The organism is Amycolatopsis sp. cg5, assembly GCF_041346955.1.
Taxonomy (GTDB): domain Bacteria; phylum Actinomycetota; class Actinomycetes; order Mycobacteriales; family Pseudonocardiaceae; genus Amycolatopsis.
The window spans coordinates 7,186,804-7,212,435 of record NZ_CP166849.1; the positions used below are offsets into that span (position 1 = coordinate 7,186,804).

The following is a 25,632-nucleotide window of genomic DNA, read 5'->3' on the forward strand; positions in this document are numbered from 1 at the left end:
GGCCGGGATTGTCACCCGCGGCGCTCAGGAAGCGAAGCGGAACCGGACTTCGGCGCCGTACCAAGCGCCGTCGTCACTCGATCGGGCCTGCTGATAGTGCCACGCCGGGTGATTGGAGCTGGCGAGCGCGGGACGGCACCGGCACGGGGTGGCGCACCACCAGCCGGGGTGGATCACGCGGATCCGCACCACACCGGGCTGGCGGCTGTGGATCGCGGCCGTCGCCCTGGTCACGATCTCTTCGAGGCTGGCGCCGTGCACCAGCAGCTGACCGTGCGCCTCCAGGTGATGGGAGACCCATTCGACGAGTTCGAGTGCGGCGGCCGATTCCTTCATGCCGGTAGGACGTGGCACCCGGGAAAGCGTGACGCGGGTCACGCCAAGAATCCACTGTGGATTCTCAGACCAGCTTGCTCAGTTCGATGTCGAAGTCGAAGCAGGTCTCTTCTTCGCCGGGCGCGACGACCTCGTACGTGCGGTTGACGAACGCCGCCAACTGATCGGCAGGCGCCTCGAGCACCGCCGAACCGCCGGGGGTGTTCAGCTCGACCAGCACGAGCGCGGGGTGCGTCGCGGGCCGGACGATCACGTCGCCCTCGCCTGCCGGCGCGAGCAGGCCGTCGGCCAGCAGGTCGCGGCCGAACATCCACTGGACCGTGCCACGGCCGGTGTGGAAGCCGATGAAGACCGCGTACGGATCGGCGGGGTCGTACCTGAGGTCGGCCTGGACCGGCCGCGGCCGCGCCCCGAAGGTGCGGAACCCGAAGGTGATCGTCGCTTCGACCAGGTCGCGCATGTTCTCCATATCCATCCCCCAGCTAGGTAAGTCGGTGAGATCCCCCTCTCGATTTATAACACGCGGTGACGGAGACCGAATCTTAGGAAAACGTCATTCACACGAAGGGCTGAGCGTCGGAGTGCCATAGGGCACACTCTGCAAGTTTTAAAGAAGGTGAGAAATTAGAGTGATTCAAGATCAAGAACGTGAACACGCTGGGCGGGGATTCACGTCCAGCGCGACGACTCCGGGAGGTTCACCCGTATGCGACTCGATCTCAGCGGAAAGACGGCATTGGTCACCGGCTCGACCCAAGGAATCGGCACCGCGATCGCGAAAGGCCTCGCCGCCGCCGGCGCGAAAGTGGCGATCAACGGGCGCGGCGCGGCCGGTGTCGACGAGGCGATCACCCGGTTGCGCGGCGAACTCCCCGAAGCCGAGCTGATCGCGGCGCCCGGCGACGTCTCCACCGACGAGGGCACCGCCCAGGTGCTCGGCGCGGTCCCCGGCGCCGACATCCTGGTGAACAACCTCGGCATCTTCGGCTCGAAGGATCCGCTGGAGATCACCGACGACGAGTGGCGCCGCTACTTCGAGGTCAACGTGCTCGCCGCCGTCCGCCTCACCCGCGCGTATCTGCCGGGGATGACCTCGCGTGGCTGGGGCCGCGTGCAGTACATCGCCAGCGACTCCGCGGTCGTCATCCCGGCCGAGATGATCCACTACGGCGTGTCCAAGACGGCGGTGCTCGGCGTCTCACGCGGTTTCGCCAAGGCCGCGGCGGGCACGGGCGTGACGGTCAACGCGGTCATCGCGGGCCCGACGCACACCGGCGGCGTCGAGGACTTCGTCTACGAACTCGTCGACAAGGACCTGCCGTGGGACGAGGCGCAGCGCGAGTTCATGCGCCTGCACCGGCCGCAGTCGTTGCTGCAGCGGCTGATCGAGCCGGAGGAGATCGCCAACATGGTCGTCTACCTCAGCTCACCACAGGCGTCCGCGACCACAGGCGGCGCGCTGCGGGTCGACGGCGGCTACGTCGACTCGATACTTCCCTGAGGCGCTTCGACGACGTAGCCGGCGTCGCGGACCGTGCCGATGATGATCGGCGGGCCCAGCTTGCGGCGCAGCTGCGCGATCACGGCATCGACCGCCGCGACATCCGCGGGTTCGTCCCAGCAATGCTCGACGAGCTCGCCGGGTGAAACCGCCTCCCCCGCCCTGACAACGAGCAACTCCAGCACCGCGAACTCGTTGGCGGCGAGGTAGAGCATGACCCCGCCGCGGCGCACACGCTTGCGAGACGTGTCCAGCTCGAGGTCACCCACACGCAGCAGCATGATCCCGACTCTAGGCGTCGTGCGCGTTGCGGGCGGTTCTAGCCGCCCGCAACGCGCACGAGCCCTACGTGAGGCTCATCGGGGACCCCGGCGGGCTCGGGATGTCGGTCATCTCGCCCGTCAGTGTGTCCAGCTTCTGGCCGTTGGGCGGGAAGTCGTACAGGAAGCCGGTTTTGTAGCGGAAGTCCAGGTACTTCTGGACATCGGGCGTGACGCCCTGCCAGCTCGCCTTGAGCTCCAGGTGGTCGCGGATGGACCGTTCGAACTCGTTGGGCGAGTTGGGGAACTTGAGACCACCGGGACCGGTGCTCGCGTCCACCGAGTAGTTCAGCTTCAGATCCTTGAGGTCTTGGCGGACCTTGTCGTAGTGGGACGGGTCGATGCCGGTGACCTGCGCCAGTTTGTTGTCGCTGGGCACCTCCGACTTGATCAGCCGGAGGTTGTCGTTGCCCTTCTTCACGTACTCTTCGAAGCCCTTGGACATGTTCTTGTTGGCGTCCTGGGTCAGCGGCGTCATGTTGTCCTTCGTGCCGGGACCGTCGAGGTGGTCGTTCTGCAGGTGACCCTTGACCCATTGGGCGGGCCCGCCGGGCTTGTTCTCCTTGTAGCCGTAGACGTCCTTGAGCGCGTCCTTCAGCTCGGGGCTGTAGTCCTTGTGCGGCGTCGCCCGCAGGTCTTCCACGTCGGTGAGGTGGCCGTCCTTCGGGGACCAGTCGGCGTTGCGGCCGATCGGCGAACCGTCGAGCGTCTGCTTGCCGGAGGTCAGGCCACCGCCCTGGGACTCATAGCGGCCACTCTCCGGGTCCTTCGGGCCCTTGGGGACCTTCGGGCCGGACGACGAGGTGCCGCCGGAGCCCTTCTTCGGAGCCGTCTGCGGGTACGGCTGGAAGTGGTTGCCGGTGTTCTTCGACTTCGACGCGCACTTGCCGGTGGCCTTCTGGGCCGCGGCGACGGCGGTCGGGTTGGGGCCCGCCGCCGCTGCCGCCGCGGCCTGTGCCGCCTTCTTCGCGGCGTCGGCCTGCTGCTGCGCGTACTTCGCGGCGAGCCGGTCGGAGCCGGATCCACCCCAGGTGAGGCCGAGCGGGTCGCACGCGATGAGCGGGTCGGCGACGTAGGTGAGCGGATTCGGCGCCGGGTCGAGGCCGAGTGGGTCGGACGAGAGGTACCGCGCGTTGAGGGGGTCGTAGTACCGGAACACGTTGTAGTGCAAGCCGGTCTCGGCGTCGAAGTACTGGCCGGGGAACCGGAGCGGGGTGACGGCGCCGTCGCCGGTCAGTCCCCACAGGCTGGTGCGCAGCGGGCTGACCGCGCCGGTGTCCGCGGCGATGACCTCGACCGGTGTGCCGACGTCGTCGGTGACCAGCACGAACACCTTGGTCGTGCCGTCCGGCGAGGTGACCGCCTGCGCGACCGGCTTGCCGTCGTCGGGGTGGTACACCCACGTCAGCGTCTCGCCGGTCGAGTGCGACGCCTCGATCAGCGTGTTGCCGTCCCAGGCGAAGTCGACCTGCTCGGCGATCCCGCCCGCCGCGTCCAGGCGCTGCTTGGCGACGCGGCGGTCCAGCGCGTCGTAGCGGTAGCGCCACTGCGTGCCGTCCGGGGTGCGCACGCCGGTGAGGTGATCCTGGACGTCCCAGCTGAACGTCCACACCAGATCGCCGACGGTCCGCCGGACCAGCCTGCCCTGTGCGTCGTTCACGTGGTGCGCCAGTCCCGGAGAGGCCGAGATCAGGTTGCCGGTGACGTCGTAGGCGTAACGCTCGACGCCGCCGTGCGCCTGCACCCCGGTGATCCGGCCGACCGGGTCGAACTCGTACCTGGCGCCGCCGCCCGGGTCCTCACGGGACACGACGCTGCCGTCGGGACGGCGGTGGTAACGCCGCTGTCCGGCGGGGGTGCGCTGCGCGGCGAGCCTGCCCGCGGCGTCGAATTCCTGCCGCAGTACCGGGTTCACGCCGACGGTGACCGCGACCTGACGGCCTGCGGCGTCGCGGTGCAGCGCGAGCGTGGTGCCCGCGACGGTCAGGTTGTCGACCCCGTCGCCCGTCCGTCCCCAATGGACGTCCACACCGGACGGTGAGCGGCGCACGGTGCCGGAGTCGCCCGCGTAGTCGAACGTCGTGGTGCGGCCGCCGATCGTGGTGCGCACCACGCGGCCGCCGAGGTCGTGCTCCAGCTCGAGTTCGGTGTCGGGGCTCGTCGCGCGCACGAGCTTGCCGACCGGATCGTGCTGGTACGTCTCGGTTCCCGCCGCGCTGATCCGCTCGCGGATGTTGCCCAGCACGTCATAGCGGAACTCGACCCGTTCGCCTGCCGCGTTGATCAGGTGGACGAGCTGGCCGGCGGCGTCGTAGGAGCAGCGGGTGACCCGGCCGTCGAAGTCGGACTGGCTGAGCAGCCTGCCGTCGGCGTCGTAGCCGAACTCCCAGGTACGCCCGGCCGGGTTGGTCACCGCGAGCAGCCGCAACTCGGTGTCGAAGCGCCGCGTGGTGCGGCCGCCGACGGCATCGGTCGTCGTGGTGAGCACGCCGAACGGGCCGTGCTCGGCGGTGGCGACCCGGTTCACCGCGTCGGTGTGCGAGCGTTCCTCGCCTTCACCGTCGTAGGTCCACTGCTGACGGGCGCCGTCCGCGCCGATCATCGTCCGCAGCTTGCCTTCCACGGTCCAGGCGAGCGTCGTCTCGCCGCTGGGCCTGCGCAGCACGCGCGGGCGGCCGAAGAGGTCGACGTCCGCGACCGCGGGCTCGCCGTCCGCCGCGGGCACCTCGTAGATGTCCTCGAACACGCCGAGCGCCCGCGTGTACGGATCGAACGAGCCGGGGTAGGCACGGGTGTGGACGCGTTCGCCGTCGGTCACCTCGATCTCGAACCCGGTCTCGGTCCACGCGGTGACCACCGCGCGGCTGCCGTCGGGACGGATCACCGCGAGGAGGGTCCCGGCGTCGTCGTGCTCGAACTCGGTGCGCCTGCCGAGCTGGTCGGTGCGGGCCGCGAGCCGGTTGTGCGGGCCCCACTCGCGGCGGGTGACGCCGCCGAGCTTGTCCGTTTCGGACACCACGTTGCCCGAGGCGTCGAACTCGAAGACCTTCTGGTGCCCCAGCGAATCCGTGGTGACGGTGCGGCCGTCGGCGTAGCTCAGCGAGCCGTCGAGGTAGCCGCCGTCGCCGACGGTGCGCACGCAGCGGCCGGACTCGTCGTAGACGTAGCGGTACCAGGCGCCGTTGTGGTCGGTCCAGCCGCGGAGGCGGCCTTCGGCGTCGTGGTCGTAGTTCGCGGGCCGTGGCGTCGAGTTGGCGCGCAGCGACAGATGCCCGTACTGGTCGTAGTCGTACCGGGCGATCGGCACGTCGCCACCCGGCGCCAGCGCGCGGACCGAACGCACCCTGCCTGCCGCGGTCTCGAAGGCGATCCGGGCGCCGCCGGAGTGCGAAAGCAGCGTCGGGGCGCCATCGGGAGCACGGTCGAGCACCACGGACTCGTCGTTGCCTGCGTGCACTTCGCGCAGCAGGAACTCGTCCTGGGTGACGCGGGCGAAGCGCCGAACCAGGTCGCGGCCAGGGTCGGTGATGAGGTAACCGTCGCCGTCGGCCTCCAGTGTCCGAGGCGGACCGTACACGGCCATGGAACCCTTGCCCGGCAACGGGATCGGGAAGGTCAGCACCATCGCGTCCGCCGAGTGGTAGCGCACCACGCCGGCGTCGACGACCAGCCGTTCGTCCACAAGGGACGCCCACGACGGACCGAACCAGCGGCCGTCACGGTAGGACGAGACGTGCTCGCGGGCGATCAGCGCGCCGAGCACGCCGGGCACCTCGAGGTCGACCTCGGACAGCAGGACGTCGCCGGTCGCGACGTCGATCGGGTCGAACTCGCAGGGCTTCTCGTCCGGGTCCTTGGTCTTGGCCGGATCGTTCTTGGTGCCCGTCGGCGTGGTCGACTCGTTGCCGCCGCGGTTCAGCGGCGGCGGGTCCTGCTTGACCGGCGGCGGCGGGGGCGGCGGGTCGTTCTTGACCGGCGGCGGAGGCGGTGGCGGGTCCTTTTTGACCGGCGGCGGAGGCGGCGGATCCTTCGGCGCGCCCGACGGGCTGGTGGACTCGTCGGGGCCCTTGGGCGGCGGACCCTTCGGCTGGTCTTTCGGCGGCGGATCCTTGGGCGCGCCCTGAGGCCCGGTGGATCCGTCGCCGCCCCTGGGCGGCGGCGGTTGCTTCGTCGGGGGCGGGAGGTCGTCCGGCTTGCCGCTCGGGCCGGGCTTGCCGCCCTTGATCTCCTTGAGCTTCTTGGCGACGTCGTCGAACAGGCCGGTCGCCTTCTTGAGCAGCGGCGCGAGCGCCTTGAGCGCCTGCACCAGCCGCTTGGTCAGGTTCGCGATCTTCGCGGCGGTCTTCGCCACCTCGGCGACCACCTGCGGCACCACCCAGGCCAGCCCGATGCCGAGGGTGAACAGCACCTGCAGCGCCCAGCTGATCATGTGCCCGACGACCTCGGCGATGATGTCGCGCACCAGCATCCGGACGGCGGCGACGACCTCACCGGCGGTCTTGACCCCGCTCGAAGCGCCGGACGCCGCCTCCTTCGTGGTCTTCAGCAGCGCTTCGACGTCGGCGGCCTGCTTGCGGTAGGCGTCGGCCGCGTCGCCGTGCCACGCCGTGGTGTCCTCGGCGACCATCTTCTTGAGATCGTCGCTGATGGACCCGAGTTCGGTGGCGACGTTCTTCCAGGTCTCCGAATGCGCCTTGATCGCGTCGGGGTTGCCGGCGAGCGCGTCGAGCGCCTGCTTCAGCGGGCCGACGTGTTCGAGCAGCCAGCCGACGCCTGCCGCGAGGATCGTGCCGAACGGGTCGAGCACAGCGCCGAGCGCGTCGAGTGCCGCGCCGACGGCGCCGAGCGCGACACTCGCCCAGTCACCGCTTTCGATGGCGTCCTTGAGATCGAACGCCGATTCCAGCAGCACGATGCCGGAATACGCCTTCGTGGAGTCGGTCGGGGCGACGACCAGTGGGTTGCTCACAGCTGCTTCATCCCTGCTTCGGTCACCACGGGTTGTTGTCGTCCTCTGCCGGATCCGTCGTGCGGCGCCGCGGCGGGCCGCCCGCGGACGGCTTCGGCGGCGCCGGAGGTGCGGGCGGCGGGGTGGGTGCCGCCGGCGGGACCTCGGGTTCCGGCTCGGGGAACCGGCTGCGCAAGGTGTTCAGCATCAACGACCTGGTCTGCTGGTCCTCGTCGCCGAGCTGCTCGGTCATCACCTCGGCGACGCGGTTCGCGATGTCGCCCTGCGCGCGGCGCATGGTGGTGAGGATCTGCCGCGACAGCTCGTCGAGCGCGTACGACTTCGCTTTGTGGGTGAACTCCAGGTCACGCACGCCGCCGTCGGCGCCGACCGTCACCCGCACCGCGCCGTCGGAGTTGGTGGCGGTGAGCCGGATCTGCTCGGTGCGCTCCTGCGCCGCGCGGTACCGCTCGGCCTTGTCCGCGAAGCCCTGCGCCCACTCGTCCATCTTGCGCTGCGCCTCGTCGGGGTCGCGCATGAACTCGCCAAGACCGTTCGTCATGGTTTTCCTTATCGCCGCTTGATGATCTGGTTCGGGGAGGCGTCGGTCAAGAACTTCGTGAAGGGAGCAGACCGGGCGTCCTCGCCCTCGCCGTAGGCCTTCGCGGCGGCGCGGATGTTGTCGCTGACGGTGTGCACGCCCTCGACCGAGGCGGAGAGCGCCTCGTGCGCCTTGTCCTCCATGGGATTCACGATCAGCGGCATGAACGCGCAGAGCAGGCCGAACGCGCCATCGTCCATCGACGCCGTCTGTGCCGCCGAGACGACGGTCTTGAGCCGGTCGCTCAGCCCGTCGAGATGGCTGGCGTGCGCGACGAGGTCGTCACCGATTACTTCGAAACCCATGGGTCAGCGCCAATCCGTGTTCTGCCAGTCGCCGATCACCGGCGGTGCGACGATTTCCTCCGACGAGAACAGCTCCTTGTCGCCCTCGATGTACTCGGCGACGCTGTGTTCCTTGTCTTCTTCGCCCTTCTTGCCCGCTCCGGCGCCGCCCATACCGCCCGCGCCCATCGGCGCCTGCCTGGCGCCTGCCGGTCCGGTGCCGCGTGCCTGCTCGCCTTCGAAGGGACGGCCGACCGGGCCGGAAGCGCTGCCCTTGCCACCGGTCAGCGCGGCCTCGTTGGCCGCGGCCGAGCCGCCTGGCCCGAAGCTCGCGCCACCGCGCGTCGAACCGCCACCGCCGCCGAGCTTCGGCGCGCCGCCCCGGCCGCTGGTCTCGTCGGGACCGCCGAGCCTGCTGCCGATGCTGTCGCCGTTGACGCCGCCGGTCGGTCCGATGGTCGGGATCCGGCGCACCGGTGGTCCGCCGGTCGGCCCCGTGCCGGTCGGCCCCAGTGGCGGCCGGGTGCCCGAAGGACCGGTGTTGGTGGGGATCGGCGGCGGAACCAGGTTGATGGGGTTCGGCACGCTGCGCGGCGGGGTGCTCTCGGGGATCGGCGGCAGGCCACCGGGTGTCGGCCCGCCGGTGAGCGGCGGCGGGTCCGGGGTGAAGCCGGTCGTGTGGGTCCGGTCGTCGAACGGGGGCAGCTGCGACGGCCCGCCGCTGACCGGGAACGCGGTGCGGCTCGGGATGTCGCCGGACCCGGTGTCGCCCAGCGGCGGCGCGCTCGGCGGGAACTGCTGCGCGGGCTGGCCTTCCTTGGACCCGATCTGGAACGGCTCGACCGGCGCAGTGGGGGAAGCGGTGCGCATGTCGGCGATGTTCGCGTCCACCGTCGCCGGATCCGACCGGTCACGCAGCTGCTGGGACGGCCGCGTCGCGCCGCCGCCGGCGCTGGAGCCGGACCCTGGCAATTTGGGCGGCGGCGGGAACGCGGGCGTGACCGTGGCCGAGCCGACCGTCTCGTCGAACTGCGTCATGATGCGCGCCGCCTGCTCACGCCCGGCCTGTTGTGCCTGGTAGACCTTCAAATCCTCGGTGGAGCGCAGTGCGTACTCGACGGGATCGGTGATCTGCACGAGCCGTGCGTTGGCCTCCTGCGGCGAGAACGCGACCGGCGGATTGGCCGCCATCCGCTTCTGCGTCTCGTTGAGCGTCTGCGAGTGGATCTGCTGCTGCCTGCCGGTCAGCGCCGCGCCCTGCGAGGTGACCCCGAGCCATTTGCCCACCCCGGCCAGGTGTTCGCGCACCGCGTCACCGCCTGCGCCGCGCCAGTCGGCCGCGCTGTCCGCGATCGCGTCGGCGAGCACCCGCTGGTGGTGGGCGAGTTCGTTGCCGACGCGCACCCATTCCTCGGAGGACTCGGCGATGGTGGCCGAGTTCGCGTCGCGGAAGATCGCGTCGTTCATCTGCTCGTGGGACGCGTTTTCCCAGGCCGTGCGCGGAATCGCGGCGGACGGGCGGAGCTGGAGCCCGGCGTCGAGTCCGTCACGCGCCTCGGCGAGCCGCCGCTCGTAGAGCCGCTGGATCCGCTCGTCGCGGACCTTGGCCTCGACGACCTTGTGCGTCCAGTGCTCTTCGTCGGCGATCTGCTTGTCGACGTCTTCGGTCGCCTGCGCGCGGATCTCGTCGCCGGACTTGGCGCCGCCGACGATCGGGCCCACGTAGTACTTCGACGACGAGTCGGCCGTGACGTCGTAGAACGGGCTGTTCGGGTCGTACTCCGGCGACGCGGGATTGGACACCGCGGCCGTCTGATCGTCGGTCACTGCGTCCGTCCCGTGCGCTTGATGAGGTCGTGGGTTTCCTGCTCGCGCTGCTTGTAGTTGCGCTTGGCGATGCGGATCGCCTCGACGTAGGCGGGGAACTCGGCCTTCGCGGCCTGCAGCTGCGTGAGCAGCCCCTGCTCGTCGACGGCGGTCCCGACCATGTGCGAGGACACCCATTTCGCGGTGGCCGTGGTGCTCAGCCTCGGCGAGTCCTGTAGCCGCTGGATGGCGGCCCATCTGGTAGTGAGCGTGTCGATGACGCCTTCGAGCGCCTCGATCATCCGGTCGCCGGTGGTCTCGTCCACCGCGAAACTCCCGCTGACGGCCATCTGCCGCAGCCGGACGCCGCTGAACACCGTCGACGGCCGCCAGGCGGTTTCCTCTTCGCTCATCAGGCAGCTCCCTTTCAGTACACGCCCGCGATGCGCTGCCGGATCGCGGCGACGACATCGGCGGGGCCCGCCGGGCGGTAGTGCGCGATGAACGCGCCCGCGTCCTCTTCGACGTCGATGAGGAACCGGCCGTGTTCGGTGTCGAGCCAGGTCAACGGGGACGCTGCGCCCCGCGCGCCGGTCACCACGATCCGGCCGCCGCCGAGCCGCGCGCCCGCCATGAGCTCGCTCAGCGTTTCCTCGTCCGACAGCGGGGCCCGGGTTTCGGGGACGCCCGAGCGGACGGAACCGGTGAACCGCACCGATCCGAACGCCTCGTCCTCGTCCTCCTCGAGTTCCCGTGCGGCCCGGCGCCGGGCGGTCATCGCGGAAACCCGCTGCTCGGCGCGCCGCCGCACGGTGTAGGAGCCGGTCGCCGCGGCGTGCATCCTCGGCAGCACACCGGCGATCACCCCGGCGAACTCCTCGTCGGTGAACAGCGCGAAGTCCAGCACGTCGCTGTGCGCGGCCTGCGTGACCCCGAGCGCGCGGGCGCCATCGGTGAACGCGAGCACCGCGATGTCGTCGCCGAGACCGTCGATGCCGCTGACCGAGACCGTGACATGCGGGCTGCTCCATAGGCCGAACGCGGTGGTCACGGCCGGATCCAGCCGGCCGCCCGCCGCGAGCCCGGCATCCGTGAGAACCTCGTCCACCTGTCGCGCGAGCCTGGCGAACCGCTCGGGCTCTGCGGTGGTATTGCGAATCCTCAGCGGAAAGCTTCGAACGTCGACACCGAACGCCTTGCCGACCACGGCCGCTTCGACGGTGCCCATGCAAAAGTCGAGTTTACGCGCCATTCCTCATCCTCAAAGACCTCCACCCGCGAGCCAGCATACACACGAGCGGAACCGCTCCCCCGGTTACCGAATAGCGGCGGCGAGGACCGTATGAGCATTAACACAAGCCTTGACAGAAGGTTCACTCGCCCACTACGGCAATCCGTTTTCACGGAGCGAGAAAACTGTCCACTGGACCCCGTTGCCCCTTCGCGCACTGGCGATGTCCCTTCGCGCAAGGCCGTCGTCGGCGACCGGCGGGCCTGGACAGGGCCTGCTAAATCCCGTCCAGACCTGGACGAACGACGCAAGCCGGGCATCCGTACGCGTGGCCCGGATACCATCAGGCCATGGATTCCTACGCGCAGGGGCTGCACCTCATCCAGCGCTTGGGCGGCGTCGAACGCCCGGCCGTGCTCGACCTTTTCGAAAGCCTCGACGAGGCCGAATTCGGGGAAGCCTGCATCGGTTTCATTTACGGCGATGTTTATCATCGGCCGGGTCTGGAATTGCGTGAACGTCAGCTCGCGACAATAGGGGCGTTGACCGCACTCGGATATGCTTCGACGCAATTGCAATTCCACGCGCAGGCGGCTTTGAATATCGGCTGCAGTCGCCGTCAAATCACCGAGGCCATTGAGATCGCCGACTCCATCGCGGGCTCGACCACGGATTTCGCCGGGCCGGCGGAAGGTGACGGACTCTCCGCGAAGGAACGCGAGATCGTGGCGATCGCGGCTTGCGTCGCGATTGGCAGAATGATCCCACGTTTAGTCGGTCACCTTCGCGCATTACTCCAAGCGGGTGGTACCCGGAAGGAAGCGATCGAGACCTTGCTTCATCTCGCTTTCTACGCCGGGTTCCCCGCGGCTTTGAACGCCATGGCCGCCGCGCGAGACGTTTTAGGGGTAAAGGACTAGCCGCGGGTGCGGGTGAGGCGCCGGCCGAGTGCGCGGACGGCCGCGCGGGGCAGCAGGTCCAGCGCGAGCACGAAAGCCTTGTATCGCAGGCCGGGCACCGAGACGACCTTGCCGCGGCGCAGGTCGGCCAGCGCGGCGTCGACCACGCGCTCGGGACTCAGCCACAGAAAGCCGGGTCCGGGTCTCCGCACCCCGGCCCGTGCGTGGAACTCGGTGCGCGTGAAACCCGGGCAGAGCGCCATCACGCGCACGCCGTCGCCGCGCACCTCGGCCGCGACGCCCTCCGAGAACGAGGTCACCCAGTTCTTCCCGGCGGAGTACGTGGCCTCGTAGCCGGACAAGAAGCCGGCGACACTCGACACGTTGATGACCGCGCCCTCGCCGCGCGCGACCATCCCGGCCACCGCGACGCGCGTCAGGCGGAGCACCGCGGTCACGTTGACGTCGAGCTGACGCTGGACGAGATCGAGCGGCGCCTCGTGGAACCGGTCCGCGAGGCCGATTCCCGCGCTGTTGACCAGGATCCCGACGGGCGCCGAGGCAAGTTCCTCCTCGACCACCGCGCGGCCTTCCGCGGTGGCGAGGTCGGCGGGCAGCACGCGGGCGGACGGCCCCAGTTCCGCCGCGAACGCCTTGAGACGGGCGGCGTCACGGGCGATCAGCACGACCTCGTGGCCCTCGGCCGCCAGCCTACTGGCGAAGCAGGCGCCGATGCCCGAGGTCGCGCCCGTGACGAACGCCGTCACCACGTGACGGGGATGGTCTTCGCGCCGGAGCCGAGCAGCCGGTACGTCCAGCTCACCTCCTCCGGCGGCACGGCGAGCGCGAGGCCGGGGAAACGGTCCAGCAGCGCGGTGAAGCCGCAGGACATCTGCAGGCGCGCGAAGGACGCGCCGATGCAGAACGACGGCCCGTGCCCGAACGCCAGGTGGCGGGTCGGGGTCTTGCGCCGGATGTCGAACTTCAGCGGCTCGTCGATCCAGCGCTCGTCGTGCTGTGCGGAGTCCCGCGCGACGAGCACGGTCGCGTTGCGCGGGATGACGCACTCGCCGAGCCGGACCTCGTCGGTCGCGAACCGGGGCAGCGCGGTGTAGACCGGCGTCGAGCGCAGGATCTCTTCCACCGCACCGGGCAGCAGCGACCGGTCGGCGCGCAGGTCGGCGAGCTGGCCGGGATGGTTGAGCAGGGTGAACATGCCCTGGCCGATCTGGCGGGCGGTGTTCTCGTTGTTGCCCACGATCAACGCGATGATCGTCATGACCAGCTCGTCCTCGCTGAGCTTGCCGTCCTCGTCGTCGTGCACGGCGATGAGCCGGTCGATCAGGTGCTCGCCCGGCCGCGCGCGCTTGTCCGCGATGAGCCCGAGCGAGTACTGCCACATGGCCATCCCGGCCTCGGCCCGCTCGCTGAAGTCGGCCTCGCGGCTGGTGGCGAGCGCGTCGACCCAGCCGCGCACCTGCTGCTGTTCGAGCACCGGAATGCCGAGCAGCTCACTGATCCCGCGCGCGGGCAGCTGGAAGGCGAAGGCCTGCAACAGATCCACCGGACGCTCACGCCCGGCCATCTCTTCGGCGAGCTCGTGCGCGATCGCCTGCACGGACTCGCGCATGGTCTCCACCTGCTGCGGGGTGAACGCGCGGGTGAGCAGCTTGCGCCAGCGCAGATGCCAGGCGCGGTCGGCGATGTAGGGGTTGGTGAAGTTCCCGTCCGAGCCCTCACGCAGCCGCGCCGCCTCGGGCCGTCCGATGTCGGAGCTGAACCGCCGGTCGCCGAGCACGGCCTGCGCGTCGGCGTACCGGGTGATGAGGTACGCCGTGTCACCGCTGGGCAGCGTGACCTCGGGGACGGGGTCGTGCTCGCGCAGCTCGCCGTAGGTCCGCGCGAGCGCGCCCAGATCGTCGGCGTCGAACGGGAACGGGCACTTCTTCCTGGTGGTGACCGGCTCGTCCATGCTCACCACTCCACCGGCAGCGCGACCGGGCCGCGGACCACGCCGGTCCGCCAGGCCAGCTCCGATTCCGGCACCGCGAGCCGCAGCTTGGGGAAGCGGCCGAGCAGGGATTCGAGGCCCACGCGCAGTTCCATCCTGGCGAGCTGGGAGCCGATGCAGTGGTGCGGTCCGTGCCCGAAACCGAGGTGCGCGTTCGCTTCCTTCCTGGTGAAGTCGGCGCGGCCGGGGTCGGCGAAGACGGCGGGGTCGAAGTTGGCGCCCTGCACGTCGGTCACCACGGCCTCGCCGGCGCGGACCAGCGTCCCGCCGACTTCGACGTCCTCGCGGGCGACCCTGGCGAACATCGAGCCCGCCACACCGATCGGCACGAACCGGATGAGTTCCTCGACCGCGTTCGGGATGAGCGACGGCGATTCGACAAGCTCATTGAGCAGTCGCGGCTCGGTCAGCAACAGGTAACTCGCATTGACGAGCTGGCTCGATACAGTTTCCACACCCGCTGTCAACAACGTGGTGCCGAGTTTGACCAACTCGATTTCACTGAGTCGCTCTTCCTCGTCCTTCGCCTGCACCATCGCGCTCAGCAAATCGTCGGCCGGTTCTTTCCGGCGTTGTTCGACCAGCGAGGCAAGGTATTTCCCCAGCCGCATGCGCGCTTGCATCGCCTGTTCGGCGGGAAGGTCGGCGGCAGTGGACAACAACGAGACAGACCAGCCCCAAAAGTCCGATTGGTCCTCTTTTGGCACACCCAGCAATTCGCAGAGCACGGTGATCGGCAACGGCTCGGCAAAGGCGCTCACCAGGTCGACCGGCGCGCCCCGCGTCTCCATTTCGTCCAGCAGCCTGCCCGCGACGGATTCCGCGTCCGCCTGAAGAGTCCTGATCCGGCGCTCGGTGAACGCGTGCATCACGACCCGGCGCAGGCGGGTGTGCTCAGGGGCGTCCATCGTCGACATGGACACCGAGGTGTTGGACCTGGCGTAGACCCGGGGTTCGTCGTCGCCGATCGCCATCGCGCGGCTGAACCTGTTGTCCCCCAGCACCGCGCGGACGTCGGCGTAGCGCGTGACCAGCCAGGCCGGTCGACCGTATGGCATCTGCACGCGGACCAGGCCGGGTTCCTCGCGGCACCCGCGCAGCCCGGGGTCCGGCTCGAGCCGCTCGGCGGGGGTGAACGGGTAACTCCTCGGTGGTACGACGCCTGTCATGCCCAACCTCGTTTCTCCAGCGGTTCCGATCACCGAGCGAAGTCAATTCCATTAGGGGCCCTTAGGGGCTTCCGCGATAAGGGGCCGCTAGGGGACTTCGTCATTGCCGCGCCACGGCAGCGTACGTTAGTTCGCATGCAGGAGTTGACATACCAGCGCGGACTTTCCGGGCCAATATCCCGATAACGGCGCACCGTCTTAGGCAGTTGATAAGCCGGGGTACCGAACTCCCGAAGTTCCGCCGAATAGGCTGAATGCATCAACGTCGATTCAACGCCACTTCTGATGAATGGCATGTGAAACCTCGATTACGGAGAGGCTGGACGACACGATGATCAGCGCGCTCACCGTCAATTCCCCGCACGCGGCGGCAGCCGTGCAGACCGCGCCGGTGGACCAAGTGGCCGAACTGGTGCGGCCGATCAGGGACGAGCTGGAGGACCGCTGGCTCGAGGAGACCGATCGGCTGGACGCCATTTGCCGGTACGCGTTGCTCCCCGCGGGCAAGCTCTTCCGCCCCGCGCTGCTGGTCGAGTCCGCGCTGGCCGTCGGCGGTGTGCTGGAGCAGGTGCTGCCCGCCGCGGTCGGCACCGAGTACGGCCACACGGCCAGCCTGGTGCACGACGACATCATCGACGGCGACGCGATGCGCCGCGGCCGCCCGTCGGCGTACCACAAGTTCGGCACGGACAACGCGATCGTCGCCGCCGACGCCCTGATCTTCCACCTTTTCAGCTGCCTGGCCGAATGCCGGGGCAAGGGTGTCTCCGCCGAACGCGTGGTCACCGCGCTGGAGATCGCCTCGGCCTCGGGCATCGCGCTGTGCAAGGGGCAGAGCCTGGAAGCGGAGATCACCGAGAACTCGATCCGGGACGTGGCCACCTATCTGCGCATGATCGACGGCAAGACCGCCGCGTTGTTCCGCTGTTCGTGCCAGTGCGGCGCGGTGCTCGGCGGCGGCTCCGACGAGCAGGTGGACGCGCTGGGCCGCTATGGGACGCATCTCGGGCTCGCGTTCCAGATCATCGACGACCTGTTCGCGTTCACCGGCGACACCGAGACCATCGGCAAGCAGACCACGAGCGACATCCGCAACCGCAGGCTCACTTTGCCGATCCTGCTGGCTTACCAAAGCGGCGACGCGCAGGACGTGCGCGAGCTGGACATGGTCTTCGAAGGCGGCTTGGTCCCTGAGAAAGCGCTCGCGATGGTCAGTGACGTGCTGGTGAGCACCGGCGCGCTGACGGCGGCCCGCAAGATGGCCTGGGAGCACGCGACCTCCGCCCAGGACGCGCTGGCCACGTTGCCCGCCACGGCCCACCGAGACCGGCTGCACTGGTTCGCGGGCCACGCGGTCGAGCGGGTGTCCTGAGTGGACACGGTGAAGGCGCACTTCGAAACCTGGCGGCCGTACACGACCACCTACGTCGGCCTCGTCGGCTTGGCGGGCGCGACGCTCGCCGCCCCCGATCCGTCCGGCTGGAGCCTGCTGGGCGCATGGGCCGTGCCGACGCTGGGCTGGCTCGCCGGGCTCTACGGCGGTGACTACTTCGACCGCGAACTCGACGCCATCGCGAAGCCGCATCGCCCGATCCCGTCCGGCCGGATGACCGCTCGCGGCGCGCTGGTCGCGATGGCGCTGTGTGTCGCGATCGGCGCGGCGGCGGCGCTGGCGCTGAACTGGCGGACCGTGTTCCTGGTCGTGGCCGCGCTGGTCGCCGGCGTCTCGTACAGCACGTTCTTCAAGGCACGCGGGCTGTCCGGCAACCTGGTCCGCGGCGGGCTGACGGCGTTCGCGTTCCTCTTCGGCACCATGATGACGGCGACGTATCCGCCGCTGAACCTGCTCGCGGTCGCGGGGTTGTTCTGGCTGCACGACGCCGGGACGAACCTCGTCGGCGCGCTACGGGACCTCGACGGTGACGCCGAGGGCGGCTACCAGACGCTGCCGGTGCGTCGCGGTGTCACGGTCTCGTTGGCCTGCGCCACCGGCTTGTACGCGCTGTGGCTGCTGATCGCGCTCACGCTTCCGATGAGCCCGGGTTACGCGGTGATGCTGGGTGTCGCGGCCGCGCTGGGTGCGTCGGCACTCGTCGTCGTGCTGCGCGCACCTCGTCCGCTGCCGCGCAAACCCGCGCTGCGGGCGCACGAAATCCTGGTGCTGGAACGGATCGTGCTCGCCTGCGCGCTGCTGTGCCAGGGAGCGGGACCGGGGTTCGCGGTGCCGCTGGCCGTCGTCGCGGTTTCGGTGACCTGGCTGGCGCAGCACTACATGCGGCATCGCTACGAGTTCGCACCGACGCTGGGAGTGGTGGCCGGGCCATGACACGAGTCGCACTCGACACCAGTCTCGCCCGCGCGGTGGACGCACTGTTCGCGCGCCGCCGTGCGGACGGGTCGTGGCAGGACACGCTGCCGTCGGCCGCCGTCTCGACCGCGTCCGCGATGGTGGCACTGCGTTTCGCCGACCCGGACAAGTCGGCGGCCTTGATCGCGGGTGGCGCGCGGTGGCTGCGGGAAACGCAGAATCCCGACGGCGGCTGGGGTGACGCGGTCGGCGCGCCGTCCACACTGAACGTGACCCCCTACGCCGTGGGTGCGCTGAAATTCCTGGAGCCCGAAGCGTCCGCGGACCACGTGCGCCGCGGCCTGGAGCGGATCGAGCGCTTCGGCGGCATGGCGGCTGTCGGTGACCGGGAACAGTGCCGGCTTTTCGTGATGTGCGAGCAGTTCCTGGCGTGGGCGGGGCTGCACGACGAGAACAAGATCATGCGGCTGCCGATGCAGGTCGTCCTGCTGCCCCGGTGGCTGAGACAGAAGGTCTCGTTCACGGTCCCGTTCATTCTTTCTTGGGGCCTGATGCAGGCGAACACCCGACCGGCCGGGCGGATCCGGCGGGCGATCAACCGGCTCTGCGAACCCCGAATCCTGTCCTATTTGGACGACCTGCACGAGTTCGAAGGACCGGGCGGCGGCTACCAGGAGTCCCCGTTCATGGTCGCGCTGGTGTGCATCGGGCTGGCGCGCGCCGGTGTCCGGCCGGACATCGTGCGCCGGTGCGTCGACTATCTGCGCGCGACGGTCCGCCCTGACGGCGCGTGGCCGGTCAACCGGGACCTCGAACTGTCCGCGACCACCTTCGTCACGCACGGCCTGCAGGACGCGGGCGAACGCGAGCGCCTGGCGCCGACGCTGGACTGGATCCGCCGCTGCCAGCGCGACGTCGCGTTCCCCGCGACCGGCTGCCCACCCGGCGGCTGGGGCTGGTCGCTGCGCTGTGGCTGGCCGGACACCGACGACACGGCCGACGCGCTCATCGCGCTCGCACGGGCAGGCCACGACCGCACCGACGGCCAGGTCCGGAGCGGGCTCGACTGGTTGCGCGCCATGCAGAACCGCAACGGCTCCTGGAGCTGCTTCACCACCAACAACCCGATCGACCTCGACGCGGCCTGTTCGGTGATGAGCGCGCACGCGGTGACGGCGTTGCGCGAGGCGGGCGGCCTGACCGTCACCGACGAGCCGATCGCCAAGGCACTGCGCTGGTTCGCCAAGACGCAGCGCCCGGACGGCGCGTTCACCTGCCCCTGGTACCGCGGCCTCACGGCGGGCACCGGCGCGGTGCTCGACGCGCTCGGCGGGCTCGGCCTGGCGGACAGCGCCGTCGCCCACCGCTGCTCGGAATGGCTGCTGGCCAACCAGAACGCGGACGGCGGCTGGGGTCCCGGCTCGACGGCCGAGGACACGGCGTGGGCGTTGCTCGGCCTGCTCGGCGCGGGCGCGCACGGCCATCCCGCCGTCGCGCGCGGCGTCGAGTGGCTGACCAGGAACCAACGGCCGGACGGGCTGTGGGAGCCGGACCTGCTGGGCGTGTACTTCCTCGACCTCATGTATTCGTGCGATCTGCTGGCGACCGGCTACGCGGTACAGGCACTCGCCAGGTTCGGAGCCGACCATGGCTGACTTCGACGTCCTGATCTGCGGCGCGGGCGCCGGCGGCCTCACGCTCGCGCACTTCCTCGGCACCCAGGGCCGCCGGGTTCTGGTGGTGGACAAGCAGTCGCGCCCCCGCAACGTCCACAAAGGCGAGTTGCTCCAGCCGAGGACCGTCCAGATCCTCGAAGCGGCGGGCCTGGTCGAACCGCTCGCCGACCGGGGCGCCCGTACCGTGCGGCGGCTGACGTGCAACACCGCACAGGACGACGAGCTGATCAACCTGGACTTCGGCCTGCTGGACGCGCCGTACGACTACGGGTTGCTGCACTTCTACAAGGACTTCCGCGAGGTGGTCGGCGCCCAGCTTCCGTCCACTGTGGAGTATTGGCAGGGCACCCGGGTCGACGAGCTCCTGCGCGCCGACGGACGTGTTCGAGGCGCTCGGCTGATCCGGGGCCCGAAGATCATCGACGTCGAAGCCTCGCTGACCGTCGCCTGCGACGGCCAGGTCTCGCGGCTGCGCGACGACGCCGGGATCTCGGTGCACCGGCGGCTGTACGACCACCAGCTCGTGGCGTTCGAACTCGAGAACGCGCCGGAACTCGGCCAGAACATGACCATGTACCTGACGCCCGGCGGGCTGCGCGTGCTGTTCCAGATGCCCGGCGGGCGCGCGCGGCTGTACGCGCAGATCCCTGCGCAGAGCTTCCGGGGCGTGGGCAAGGCGGGGCTCGCTTCGTGGACTTCGGACCTGCTGCGCGCGGTGCCCGCGCTGGAACGGGTGGCCGCGCCGTTGCGTGCCGCGGCCGACGGCGTGCAGGTGCTGCCCGCGGCCCGGTTCCACACGCCGCGGTGGCACGTGCCGGGGCTGGTGCTGCTGGGCGACACCGCGCACGCCGTGCATCCGATGGTCGGCCAGGGCATGAACGCCGCGATCGGCGACGCCTGGAGCCTGGCCGCGCAACTGTCCACGGTGGACTCACTGACACCCGCGGCGGTCGACACGGCAGGCGCCCGGTACGAGGCCGACCGCCGCCCGGTGCTGGACTACGTCTCGCGCCTGAGCCACACCCTCGCGCTGCTCTTCACGAGCACGTCCCGCGGCGCCCGCCTGGTCCGCCCCCGCCTGCTCCGCGCCAACCGCGACAACAACGAGCTGCGCCACCGCATCGTCTACAACATGGCCGGGTTCAGCTCGGACCCCTTCACCACCTGGGCCCTGCGCTCCGCCCTAGGCCTCACCCGGCGCTGAGACCCGGGATAAAGCGGGCTTTACTCCCGGGGATAAAGCCCGCTAAATCCCCGGGAGTAAAGCAGGCTTTATCCCGGGTTGGAGGCCTTGAAGCGGCGGGCGAGGAGGAGCGCGGTCGCGCCGAAGCCGAGGCACAGGCCGGTCCAGACGCCCCAGCTTCCCCAGCCGAAGGCGTATGCGCAGGCCAGCATCGCGGGTACGCCCACGCCCCAGTAGCCGATGAGCGTGCAGCGCAAGCCCGAGGCGGTGTCGCCGAGGCCGCGCAACAGGCCGACCAGGATGTTCTGGGTGCCTTTGGAGAACTGCTGCGCGACCGCGAACAGCAGCAGCGTCGACGCCATGCCCAGCACGACCGCATCCGTCTCCCCACCCAAGAACGGCCACAACATCACCTGCGGCACCAAGACGTAGCCCAAGCTCACCACTGCCATGAACGACCACGACAGCGTGAAAGCCTGCCGCGCGATCACCGGGGCCAACTCCCGTTCGCCTCGGCCGGACGCGCGGCTGACCAGGATCGACGAGCCTTGGGACAGGCCGATGTTGCACTGGTAGACGATGTACGCCAGCTGGTTCGCCACGTTCGACGCGGCCAGCGCCGCCGGGCCGAAGGCGCCCATCAGGACCGTCGCGATCGACGTGATCGCGGCCTCTGAGCCGTAGGTGAAACAGATCGGCGTCCCGTGGCGGACGATGTGCTTGACGACCGCCGGGTCCGCGCGCCAGGCCGCGAGCGACACCATCGACCGGAGTTCCGGGTCGCGGCGGATCGTCGACGCGAACGCCGCCAGCGTGAAGAACTGGACCACCGTCGTCGCCAGGCCGACGCCCGCGACACCCAGTCGCGGCAACCCGGCCCAGCCGTAGATGAACGCGGCGTTGCACACCGCGTTGACCGCGATCGACACCAGCGTCACCGCCAGCAGCGAGCCGGGGCGGCGCAGGCCGACCGCGAACTGACGCAGCACGTTGAGCCACACCATCGGGAACAACCCGCCTGCCAGCGCGAACATCATCGCCCGCGCGAGCGAGACGATCTCCGGGCTCTGCCCCAGCAACGGCAACGCCAGCGCGAGTCCACAAAGGACCACAGCGCCACCGGCCGCCGCCAGGGTGGCCACCAGCAAAGCCGACCGGAGCAGCGAGCGGATCTCGTCACGGGCCCGGTCGTCGAGACCGCCCGCGCGCAGGTCGGCCTCGCCCGCCGCGGTGGCCACCAGGTTGCCGACGCCGGTGACCATGCCGACGCACATCGTCCGGATCTGGTTGTACAGCAGGATCGCCAGCCCGCCCGCCGCCACCGCCGACACGCCCAGCAGGCCGAGCATCGCCAGGTCGACGCTCGTCAACGCGACCTGCGCGAGCTGGATGCCCGCGATCGGCGCGGCGAGCGCCACGAGCGCGCGGTAGCCGGTCACCTGGGCCGTCATCGTCATGCGCTGACCGCCAAAGCCGGCGCGAACGCGTCACGCTCGGCGACCCGGACCGACACCGCGTAGGTGGTGAACCAGCGCTCGACCCGGCGGTGTGCCAGCTCGTCGAGCACGCCACGGGCCCGCAGCCACTCGTCGTCGTAGACGGAGTCGAGGTACTTCTCCCCCGCGTCGTTGCACAGCACCACGACCGTGCTGCCCGCCGGATACGCGAACAGCCGCCGCAGCGCGACGTGGATCGCGCCGCCGGTGGTGCCGCCGACCAGCAGGCCGGTCCGGCGCGCGACCACCCTGGCGCCGGCGAACGCGTCGCGGTCGGACACCCGGTGCGAGTCGTCGACCAGCGAGTAGTCGACGTTGGAGCCGATCGGGAAGCCGTCGGGGCTGCCGGCGCCGGTCTGGTGGTAAACCCCGGCCGGACCGCCGAAGATGATCGACCCGACCGGTTCGACCGCCACCGAGCGCGTCGTCATGCCCGAAGCGCGCAGCCCGCGCACGGTGCCGCACAGCGAGCCGCCGGTGCCGATGGCCGCGACGAGCACGTCGACCGTGCCGAGCTGACGCCGCAGCTCCGCCGCCAGCCCGCCGTACCCGTTGCTGTTGCCGGGGTTGTTGTGCTGATCGGGGTGATACGCGCCGAGCTCACGCGCGAGCCGAGCCGCGATCTCCCTGCGCTGCACCGAACTCGGGCCGCCGTCGCCCGAGCAGTCGGCGAACACGAGTTCCGCGCCCATCGCCGTGAGCATGCGCAGTTTCTCTCGGGCCGCGTGCTGGTCGACGACCGCGGTGAACCGGTAGCCGCGTTCCAGCGCGACCAGCGCCAGCCCGCAGCCGGTGTTGCCCGACGTCGGCTCGACGATGTGCCCGCCGGGGCGCAGCCTGCCGTCGCGTTCGGCCTCGGTGATCATCTGCCTGGCCATCCGGACCTTGCACGAGCCGGTCGGGTTGAGCTGGTCGAGCTTGAGCAGCAGGCGCGTCCCGGTGCCGGTGCGCGCCAGCTCCAGCAGCGGGGTGTCGCCGATCAGATCGGACGCGCGCTGGACGATGGTCATCGGATCTCCTGGATCGGGTACTCGGTGTCGACCTGCCAGCGGTCGCCGTCGGCGACCACCTTGGGTGGCAGCGGCAGCTGGTGGAAGCCGCTCTCGTTCTTGTCCATCTGGTAGCCGGCGGTGTTGGGGTAGACGAGCAGGTCACCGAACCGCGGCGCGGCGGGCAGCTCGACCGTGCGCCAGGTGAGCACGTCGTACTCCATGCAGCTCGACCCGGCGACGGCCGTCCGCACCGGGCCGCCCTCACCCGGCGCCGCGCTGACCAGGATCGGATCGGGCAGGAATTCGCTGCCTTTCCACTGCTCGGACAGGCTCATGCTCAGCCCGGCGACCGTCGTGATCAGGTGCTCACCGCTCGGTTTGGCGCCCAGCACGGGGAACACCGAGAACCCGGCGCCGTCGACCAGCGCGCGTCCCGGTTCGAGCAGCAGCTCGATCCCGGTCTCGCGCAGGCGGGTGGCCAGCGCGTCGTGCCGCAGGATCGCGGTGACCATGGCCGCGCCGGTCGGCGACTGGTGATACGGATACGTCCGCGCCGGATTGCGCCCGGCGTGGAACCAGCCGTCGTGACGCCCGGCCTCGAACCGCGCCCAATCGTCGGCGTCCACATAGGACACCGCGATCCCGCCGCCGATGCTGATCTTCGACGCGGGCTGCCCGAGCGCGCGGGCGTCCTGGCACAGCTCAATCAGGCGGGCGGCCAGTTCGGCGCGCGGAACGGGGTCGTACCCGTCGAGATGGAACGAGAATCCGCGCACCGTCACACCCAGTTCGACGCACCGGCGCACCACGGCTGGAAGCGCTTCCTCGGCGAACCCGAACCGGCTCGCCGGGGCCATCGGCGGCCGCACCCGCAGCAGCACCTCGGCGCCCTCGCCTAGGCGCGCGAGGCGTTCCAGCTCATCGGCCGCGTCCACGGCGATCAGGCAGCGATGCCGCGACGCCAGCCAGAGCAGCCCCTCTGGCTTGGCTGCACCGGTCACCCCGATCGACTCGCCGCGCACGCCGTTGCCCAGCGCGTGCACCAGTTCCGGCACGCTGGCGACGTCGACACCGGCGCCCGGCCGCGCGCATTCCCGCAGCCACGCCGAAGCCTTGTTCGCCTTCTTCCCGTAGTAGACGGTGCCCGCCACGCTCTCGGCGGCGAGCGCGTCGACCATCGCGGTCAGGTTCTCCGCGAACGTCGCCGGGTGGATCACGTGGAACGGCCCGCCGCCGACCGCGCGGGCGATGTCCCACAGCGTCGACGAGCCGCGCAGCTTCGGCGCCCATGGCCGTTCCAGCGCGGGCAGCGGCGGAGAATTCACGACCACAGGGCCACCTCGAGGCCGCGACCGGCCGCGATGGCACGCGCCGCGAGCGCGTGCGCCACCGGGATGTCCGTGATGATCATGCCGCTGCTGAACGCGAACACCCGGTCCTCGTCGCTGCGACGGCCCGCCGCCCGCCCGGCCAGGATCTCGGGCAGCTCGGCGTCGAGTGAGAACACGCCGTCCTGGCCCGCCATCCGCTGCCCGGTCACCTCGACCTGCGCGGCGTTGGTGGCCACCGTGTAGTCGGCCTCGGCGAGCGTGCCCTCCTGGACTCCCTTGCTGGCCACCGAAATCAGCAGCCCGCCCGGCGGCAGCCAGCCGAGCTGGATCTTCGGGTGCGCGGCACGGCCGGACGCCGCGACGACGATGTCGGACTCGCGCGCGGCGGCCTCGACGTCGTCGACCAGCTCGACCTCACGGCCGGGGAACTGGTTCGTCAGCGCCTCGACGCTGTCGCGGATGCCGTCGGGGTGCGTGCCGAACAGCCGCAGCCGCTCCAGCTTCGGCAACGCGGTGAGCAGGTACGGCAGCGTCCGGATCCCCTGCGCCCCGGTGCCGACCATCAGCACCGAGCGCGCGCCCGGCGCCGCGCATTCCCGCGCGAGCAACGCGGTCGTGGCAGGCGTGCGGGTCGCGCCGACGCGGTGACAGTCCAGCAACGCGAACGGGGTGCCGGTGGTGTCGTCGTACAGCGTGATGGTCGTGTAGTACTTCTCGGCCGACGTGCTGCCCTGGCGGTAGCTCGTCTTGAAGGCCGCCTGCTCCAGCGAGCCGTCGTAGCCGAGCATCGAGTACGTGACCGCGTCGCGCTCCGGGTCGGGGATCGGCACCATGAGCTTGGCCGGGTTGCGCGATTTCCCGGACGCGTACGCGAGGTAGCCGTCTTCGACCATCGTGATCGCCTCGTGCGGGGTGAGCTCCAGGTTGTGGAGATCGCCTCGGGTGAGGATGTGCAGGGTGGGCGGTTTCATGGGGTGAGCACCTTTCTCGTGGAAGCGATGGCGTCGACCAGCGGCAGGTCGTGACTGATGAAGAGCACGCCGGCACCGTCGGAAGCCGCCCGGCGCAGGGTCGTGGCCACCGCGGCGGTGGTGGCCGGGTCGAGCGACGCGGTCATTTCGTCGCACAGCAGGTATTTCGGCTCGCCGACGAGCGCGCGGGCGATCGCGGCACGCTGCAGCTGCCCGTCCGACACCTGACGGGGAAAGCGGTCGAGCAGGCTGATCGGGAGATCCGCGCGGTCGCACAGGCTTTCCCAGCCGACGTCGCCGTCGGCGCAGATCTCGATGGACCGGCGCAGCGTGAGCCGCGGGTCCATCGCCCGCCTCGCCGACTGGAACAGCATGGTCACCGGGCCGTCGCGCCGCACCTCGCCGCTGAGCGGCTTCGCGAGCCCGGCGAGCACGCGGGCCAGCGAAGTCTTGCCACCGCCGGAAGGCCCGACCAGCCCGACGATCTCGCCCGGCCGGACATCGAGGTCGAAGCCCGAAAACAGGACCGTGCGGCCGTGGCCGACAGTGACCGAACGCGCGGAGAGCAT

At 70.2% G+C, this 25,632-nt stretch carries 23 protein-coding genes; 6 read left to right on the top strand and 17 right to left on the bottom strand.

What is annotated here, in order from left to right; genetic code table 11:
* Positions 1–24 precede the first annotated feature (24 nt).
* A complete protein-coding gene (locus tag AB5J62_RS32225; RefSeq protein ID WP_370943766.1) occupies positions 25–354 on the bottom strand; it encodes a hypothetical protein in 330 nt (109 codons plus the stop codon).
* 46 nt (positions 355–400) lie between these two features.
* Complete coding sequence (locus AB5J62_RS32230) at positions 401–805, bottom strand: SsgA family sporulation/cell division regulator (RefSeq protein ID WP_370943767.1); 405 nt, start codon at positions 803–805, stop codon at positions 401–403.
* A gap of 237 nt (positions 806–1,042) precedes the next feature.
* Here AB5J62_RS32230 and AB5J62_RS32235 point away from each other — a divergent pair, with 237 nt between their 5' ends.
* A complete protein-coding gene (locus AB5J62_RS32235) occupies positions 1,043–1,837 on the top strand; it encodes an SDR family NAD(P)-dependent oxidoreductase (protein WP_370943768.1) in 795 nt (264 codons plus the stop codon).
* On the opposite strand, the gene AB5J62_RS32240 is transcribed toward AB5J62_RS32235, so the two are convergent.
* The 7 genes from AB5J62_RS32240 to AB5J62_RS32270 form a co-directional block, all read right to left on the bottom strand.
* Positions 1,813–2,118 carry a winged helix-turn-helix domain-containing protein gene (locus tag AB5J62_RS32240; RefSeq protein WP_370943769.1) on the bottom strand — a complete coding sequence of 102 codons (306 nt, stop codon included), beginning with the start codon at positions 2,116–2,118 and terminating at the stop codon, positions 1,813–1,815. The genes AB5J62_RS32235 and AB5J62_RS32240 overlap by 25 nt on opposite strands.
* A gap of 64 nt (positions 2,119–2,182) precedes the next feature.
* Positions 2,183–7,126 carry an RHS repeat-associated core domain-containing protein gene (locus AB5J62_RS32245; RefSeq protein ID WP_370943770.1) on the bottom strand — a complete coding sequence of 1,648 codons (4,944 nt, stop codon included), beginning with the start codon at positions 7,124–7,126 and terminating at the stop codon, positions 2,183–2,185.
* 22 nt (positions 7,127–7,148) lie between these two features.
* On the bottom strand, positions 7,149–7,667 hold the full coding sequence (locus AB5J62_RS32250; RefSeq protein WP_370943771.1) for a YbaB/EbfC family nucleoid-associated protein: 519 nt from the start codon (positions 7,665–7,667) through the stop codon (positions 7,149–7,151).
* A gap of 8 nt (positions 7,668–7,675) precedes the next feature.
* Entirely contained in the window at positions 7,676–8,011 is a 336-nt protein-coding gene (locus AB5J62_RS32255; RefSeq protein WP_370943772.1) for a type VII secretion target, read from the bottom strand.
* A gap of 3 nt (positions 8,012–8,014) precedes the next feature.
* Positions 8,015–9,817, bottom strand: a complete 1,803-nt coding sequence (locus AB5J62_RS32260) for a hypothetical protein (RefSeq protein ID WP_370943773.1) — start codon at positions 9,815–9,817, stop codon at positions 8,015–8,017.
* Positions 9,814–10,209 (bottom strand): hypothetical protein, encoded by a 396-nt coding sequence (locus AB5J62_RS32265; protein ID WP_370943774.1) that lies wholly within the window; start codon positions 10,207–10,209, stop codon positions 9,814–9,816. The genes AB5J62_RS32260 and AB5J62_RS32265 overlap by 4 nt, the downstream gene beginning before the upstream one ends.
* A 14-nt stretch (positions 10,210–10,223) precedes the next feature.
* The gene (locus tag AB5J62_RS32270; RefSeq protein ID WP_370943775.1) at positions 10,224–11,024 is read right to left on the bottom strand and encodes an ESX secretion-associated protein EspG; all 801 of its coding nucleotides are present in this window, start codon (positions 11,022–11,024) and stop codon (positions 10,224–10,226) included.
* Between the two features lie 353 nt (positions 11,025–11,377).
* Here AB5J62_RS32270 and AB5J62_RS32275 point away from each other — a divergent pair, with 353 nt between their 5' ends.
* A complete protein-coding gene (locus tag AB5J62_RS32275) occupies positions 11,378–11,947 on the top strand; it encodes a carboxymuconolactone decarboxylase family protein (protein WP_370943776.1) in 570 nt (189 codons plus the stop codon).
* On the opposite strand, the gene AB5J62_RS32280 is transcribed toward AB5J62_RS32275, so the two are convergent.
* Genes AB5J62_RS32280 through AB5J62_RS32290 form a run of 3 tightly spaced genes read right to left on the bottom strand, consistent with a single transcriptional unit; the run spans position 11,944 to position 15,106 of the window.
* Entirely contained in the window at positions 11,944–12,696 is a 753-nt protein-coding gene (locus AB5J62_RS32280) for an SDR family NAD(P)-dependent oxidoreductase (protein ID WP_370943777.1), read from the bottom strand. The genes AB5J62_RS32275 and AB5J62_RS32280 overlap by 4 nt on opposite strands.
* Positions 12,690–13,898, bottom strand: a complete 1,209-nt coding sequence (locus tag AB5J62_RS32285) for a cytochrome P450 (protein ID WP_370943778.1) — start codon at positions 13,896–13,898, stop codon at positions 12,690–12,692. Before AB5J62_RS32285 ends, AB5J62_RS32280 begins: the two co-directional genes overlap by 7 nt.
* 2 nt (positions 13,899–13,900) lie before the next feature.
* Positions 13,901–15,106 carry a cytochrome P450 gene (locus AB5J62_RS32290; RefSeq protein ID WP_370943779.1) on the bottom strand — a complete coding sequence of 402 codons (1,206 nt, stop codon included), beginning with the start codon at positions 15,104–15,106 and terminating at the stop codon, positions 13,901–13,903.
* 331 nt (positions 15,107–15,437) lie between these two features.
* Here AB5J62_RS32290 and AB5J62_RS32295 point away from each other — a divergent pair, with 331 nt between their 5' ends.
* From AB5J62_RS32295 to AB5J62_RS32310, 4 genes are read left to right on the top strand one after another with little or no spacing between them, the layout of a single operon-like run.
* Positions 15,438–16,478 (top strand): polyprenyl synthetase family protein, encoded by a 1,041-nt coding sequence (locus AB5J62_RS32295; RefSeq protein WP_370943780.1) that lies wholly within the window; start codon positions 15,438–15,440, stop codon positions 16,476–16,478.
* The gene (locus AB5J62_RS32300; protein ID WP_370943781.1) at positions 16,479–17,432 is read left to right on the top strand and encodes a UbiA family prenyltransferase; all 954 of its coding nucleotides are present in this window, start codon (positions 16,479–16,481) and stop codon (positions 17,430–17,432) included.
* A complete protein-coding gene (locus AB5J62_RS32305; RefSeq protein ID WP_370943782.1) occupies positions 17,429–19,069 on the top strand; it encodes a prenyltransferase/squalene oxidase repeat-containing protein in 1,641 nt (546 codons plus the stop codon). Before AB5J62_RS32300 ends, AB5J62_RS32305 begins: the two co-directional genes overlap by 4 nt.
* Positions 19,062–20,294 (top strand): FAD-dependent oxidoreductase, encoded by a 1,233-nt coding sequence (locus AB5J62_RS32310; RefSeq protein ID WP_370943783.1) that lies wholly within the window; start codon positions 19,062–19,064, stop codon positions 20,292–20,294. Before AB5J62_RS32305 ends, AB5J62_RS32310 begins: the two co-directional genes overlap by 8 nt.
* A 68-nt stretch (positions 20,295–20,362) precedes the next feature.
* Here AB5J62_RS32310 and AB5J62_RS32315 read toward each other — a convergent pair whose 3' ends face one another.
* From AB5J62_RS32315 to AB5J62_RS32335, 5 genes are read right to left on the bottom strand one after another with little or no spacing between them, the layout of a single operon-like run.
* Positions 20,363–21,730, bottom strand: a complete 1,368-nt coding sequence (locus AB5J62_RS32315) for an MATE family efflux transporter (protein WP_370943784.1) — start codon at positions 21,728–21,730, stop codon at positions 20,363–20,365.
* On the bottom strand, positions 21,727–22,779 hold the full coding sequence (locus AB5J62_RS32320) for a PLP-dependent cysteine synthase family protein (protein ID WP_370943785.1): 1,053 nt from the start codon (positions 22,777–22,779) through the stop codon (positions 21,727–21,729). The genes AB5J62_RS32315 and AB5J62_RS32320 overlap by 4 nt, the downstream gene beginning before the upstream one ends.
* Complete coding sequence (locus tag AB5J62_RS32325; RefSeq protein WP_370943786.1) at positions 22,776–24,086, bottom strand: Y4yA family PLP-dependent enzyme; 1,311 nt, start codon at positions 24,084–24,086, stop codon at positions 22,776–22,778. Before AB5J62_RS32325 ends, AB5J62_RS32320 begins: the two co-directional genes overlap by 4 nt.
* Positions 24,083–25,063, bottom strand: coding sequence for an ornithine cyclodeaminase (locus AB5J62_RS32330; RefSeq protein WP_370943787.1), 981 nt, complete (start codon positions 25,061–25,063; stop codon positions 24,083–24,085). The genes AB5J62_RS32325 and AB5J62_RS32330 overlap by 4 nt, the downstream gene beginning before the upstream one ends.
* Entirely contained in the window at positions 25,060–25,632 is a 573-nt protein-coding gene (locus tag AB5J62_RS32335; RefSeq protein WP_370943788.1) for an ABC transporter ATP-binding protein, read from the bottom strand. Before AB5J62_RS32335 ends, AB5J62_RS32330 begins: the two co-directional genes overlap by 4 nt.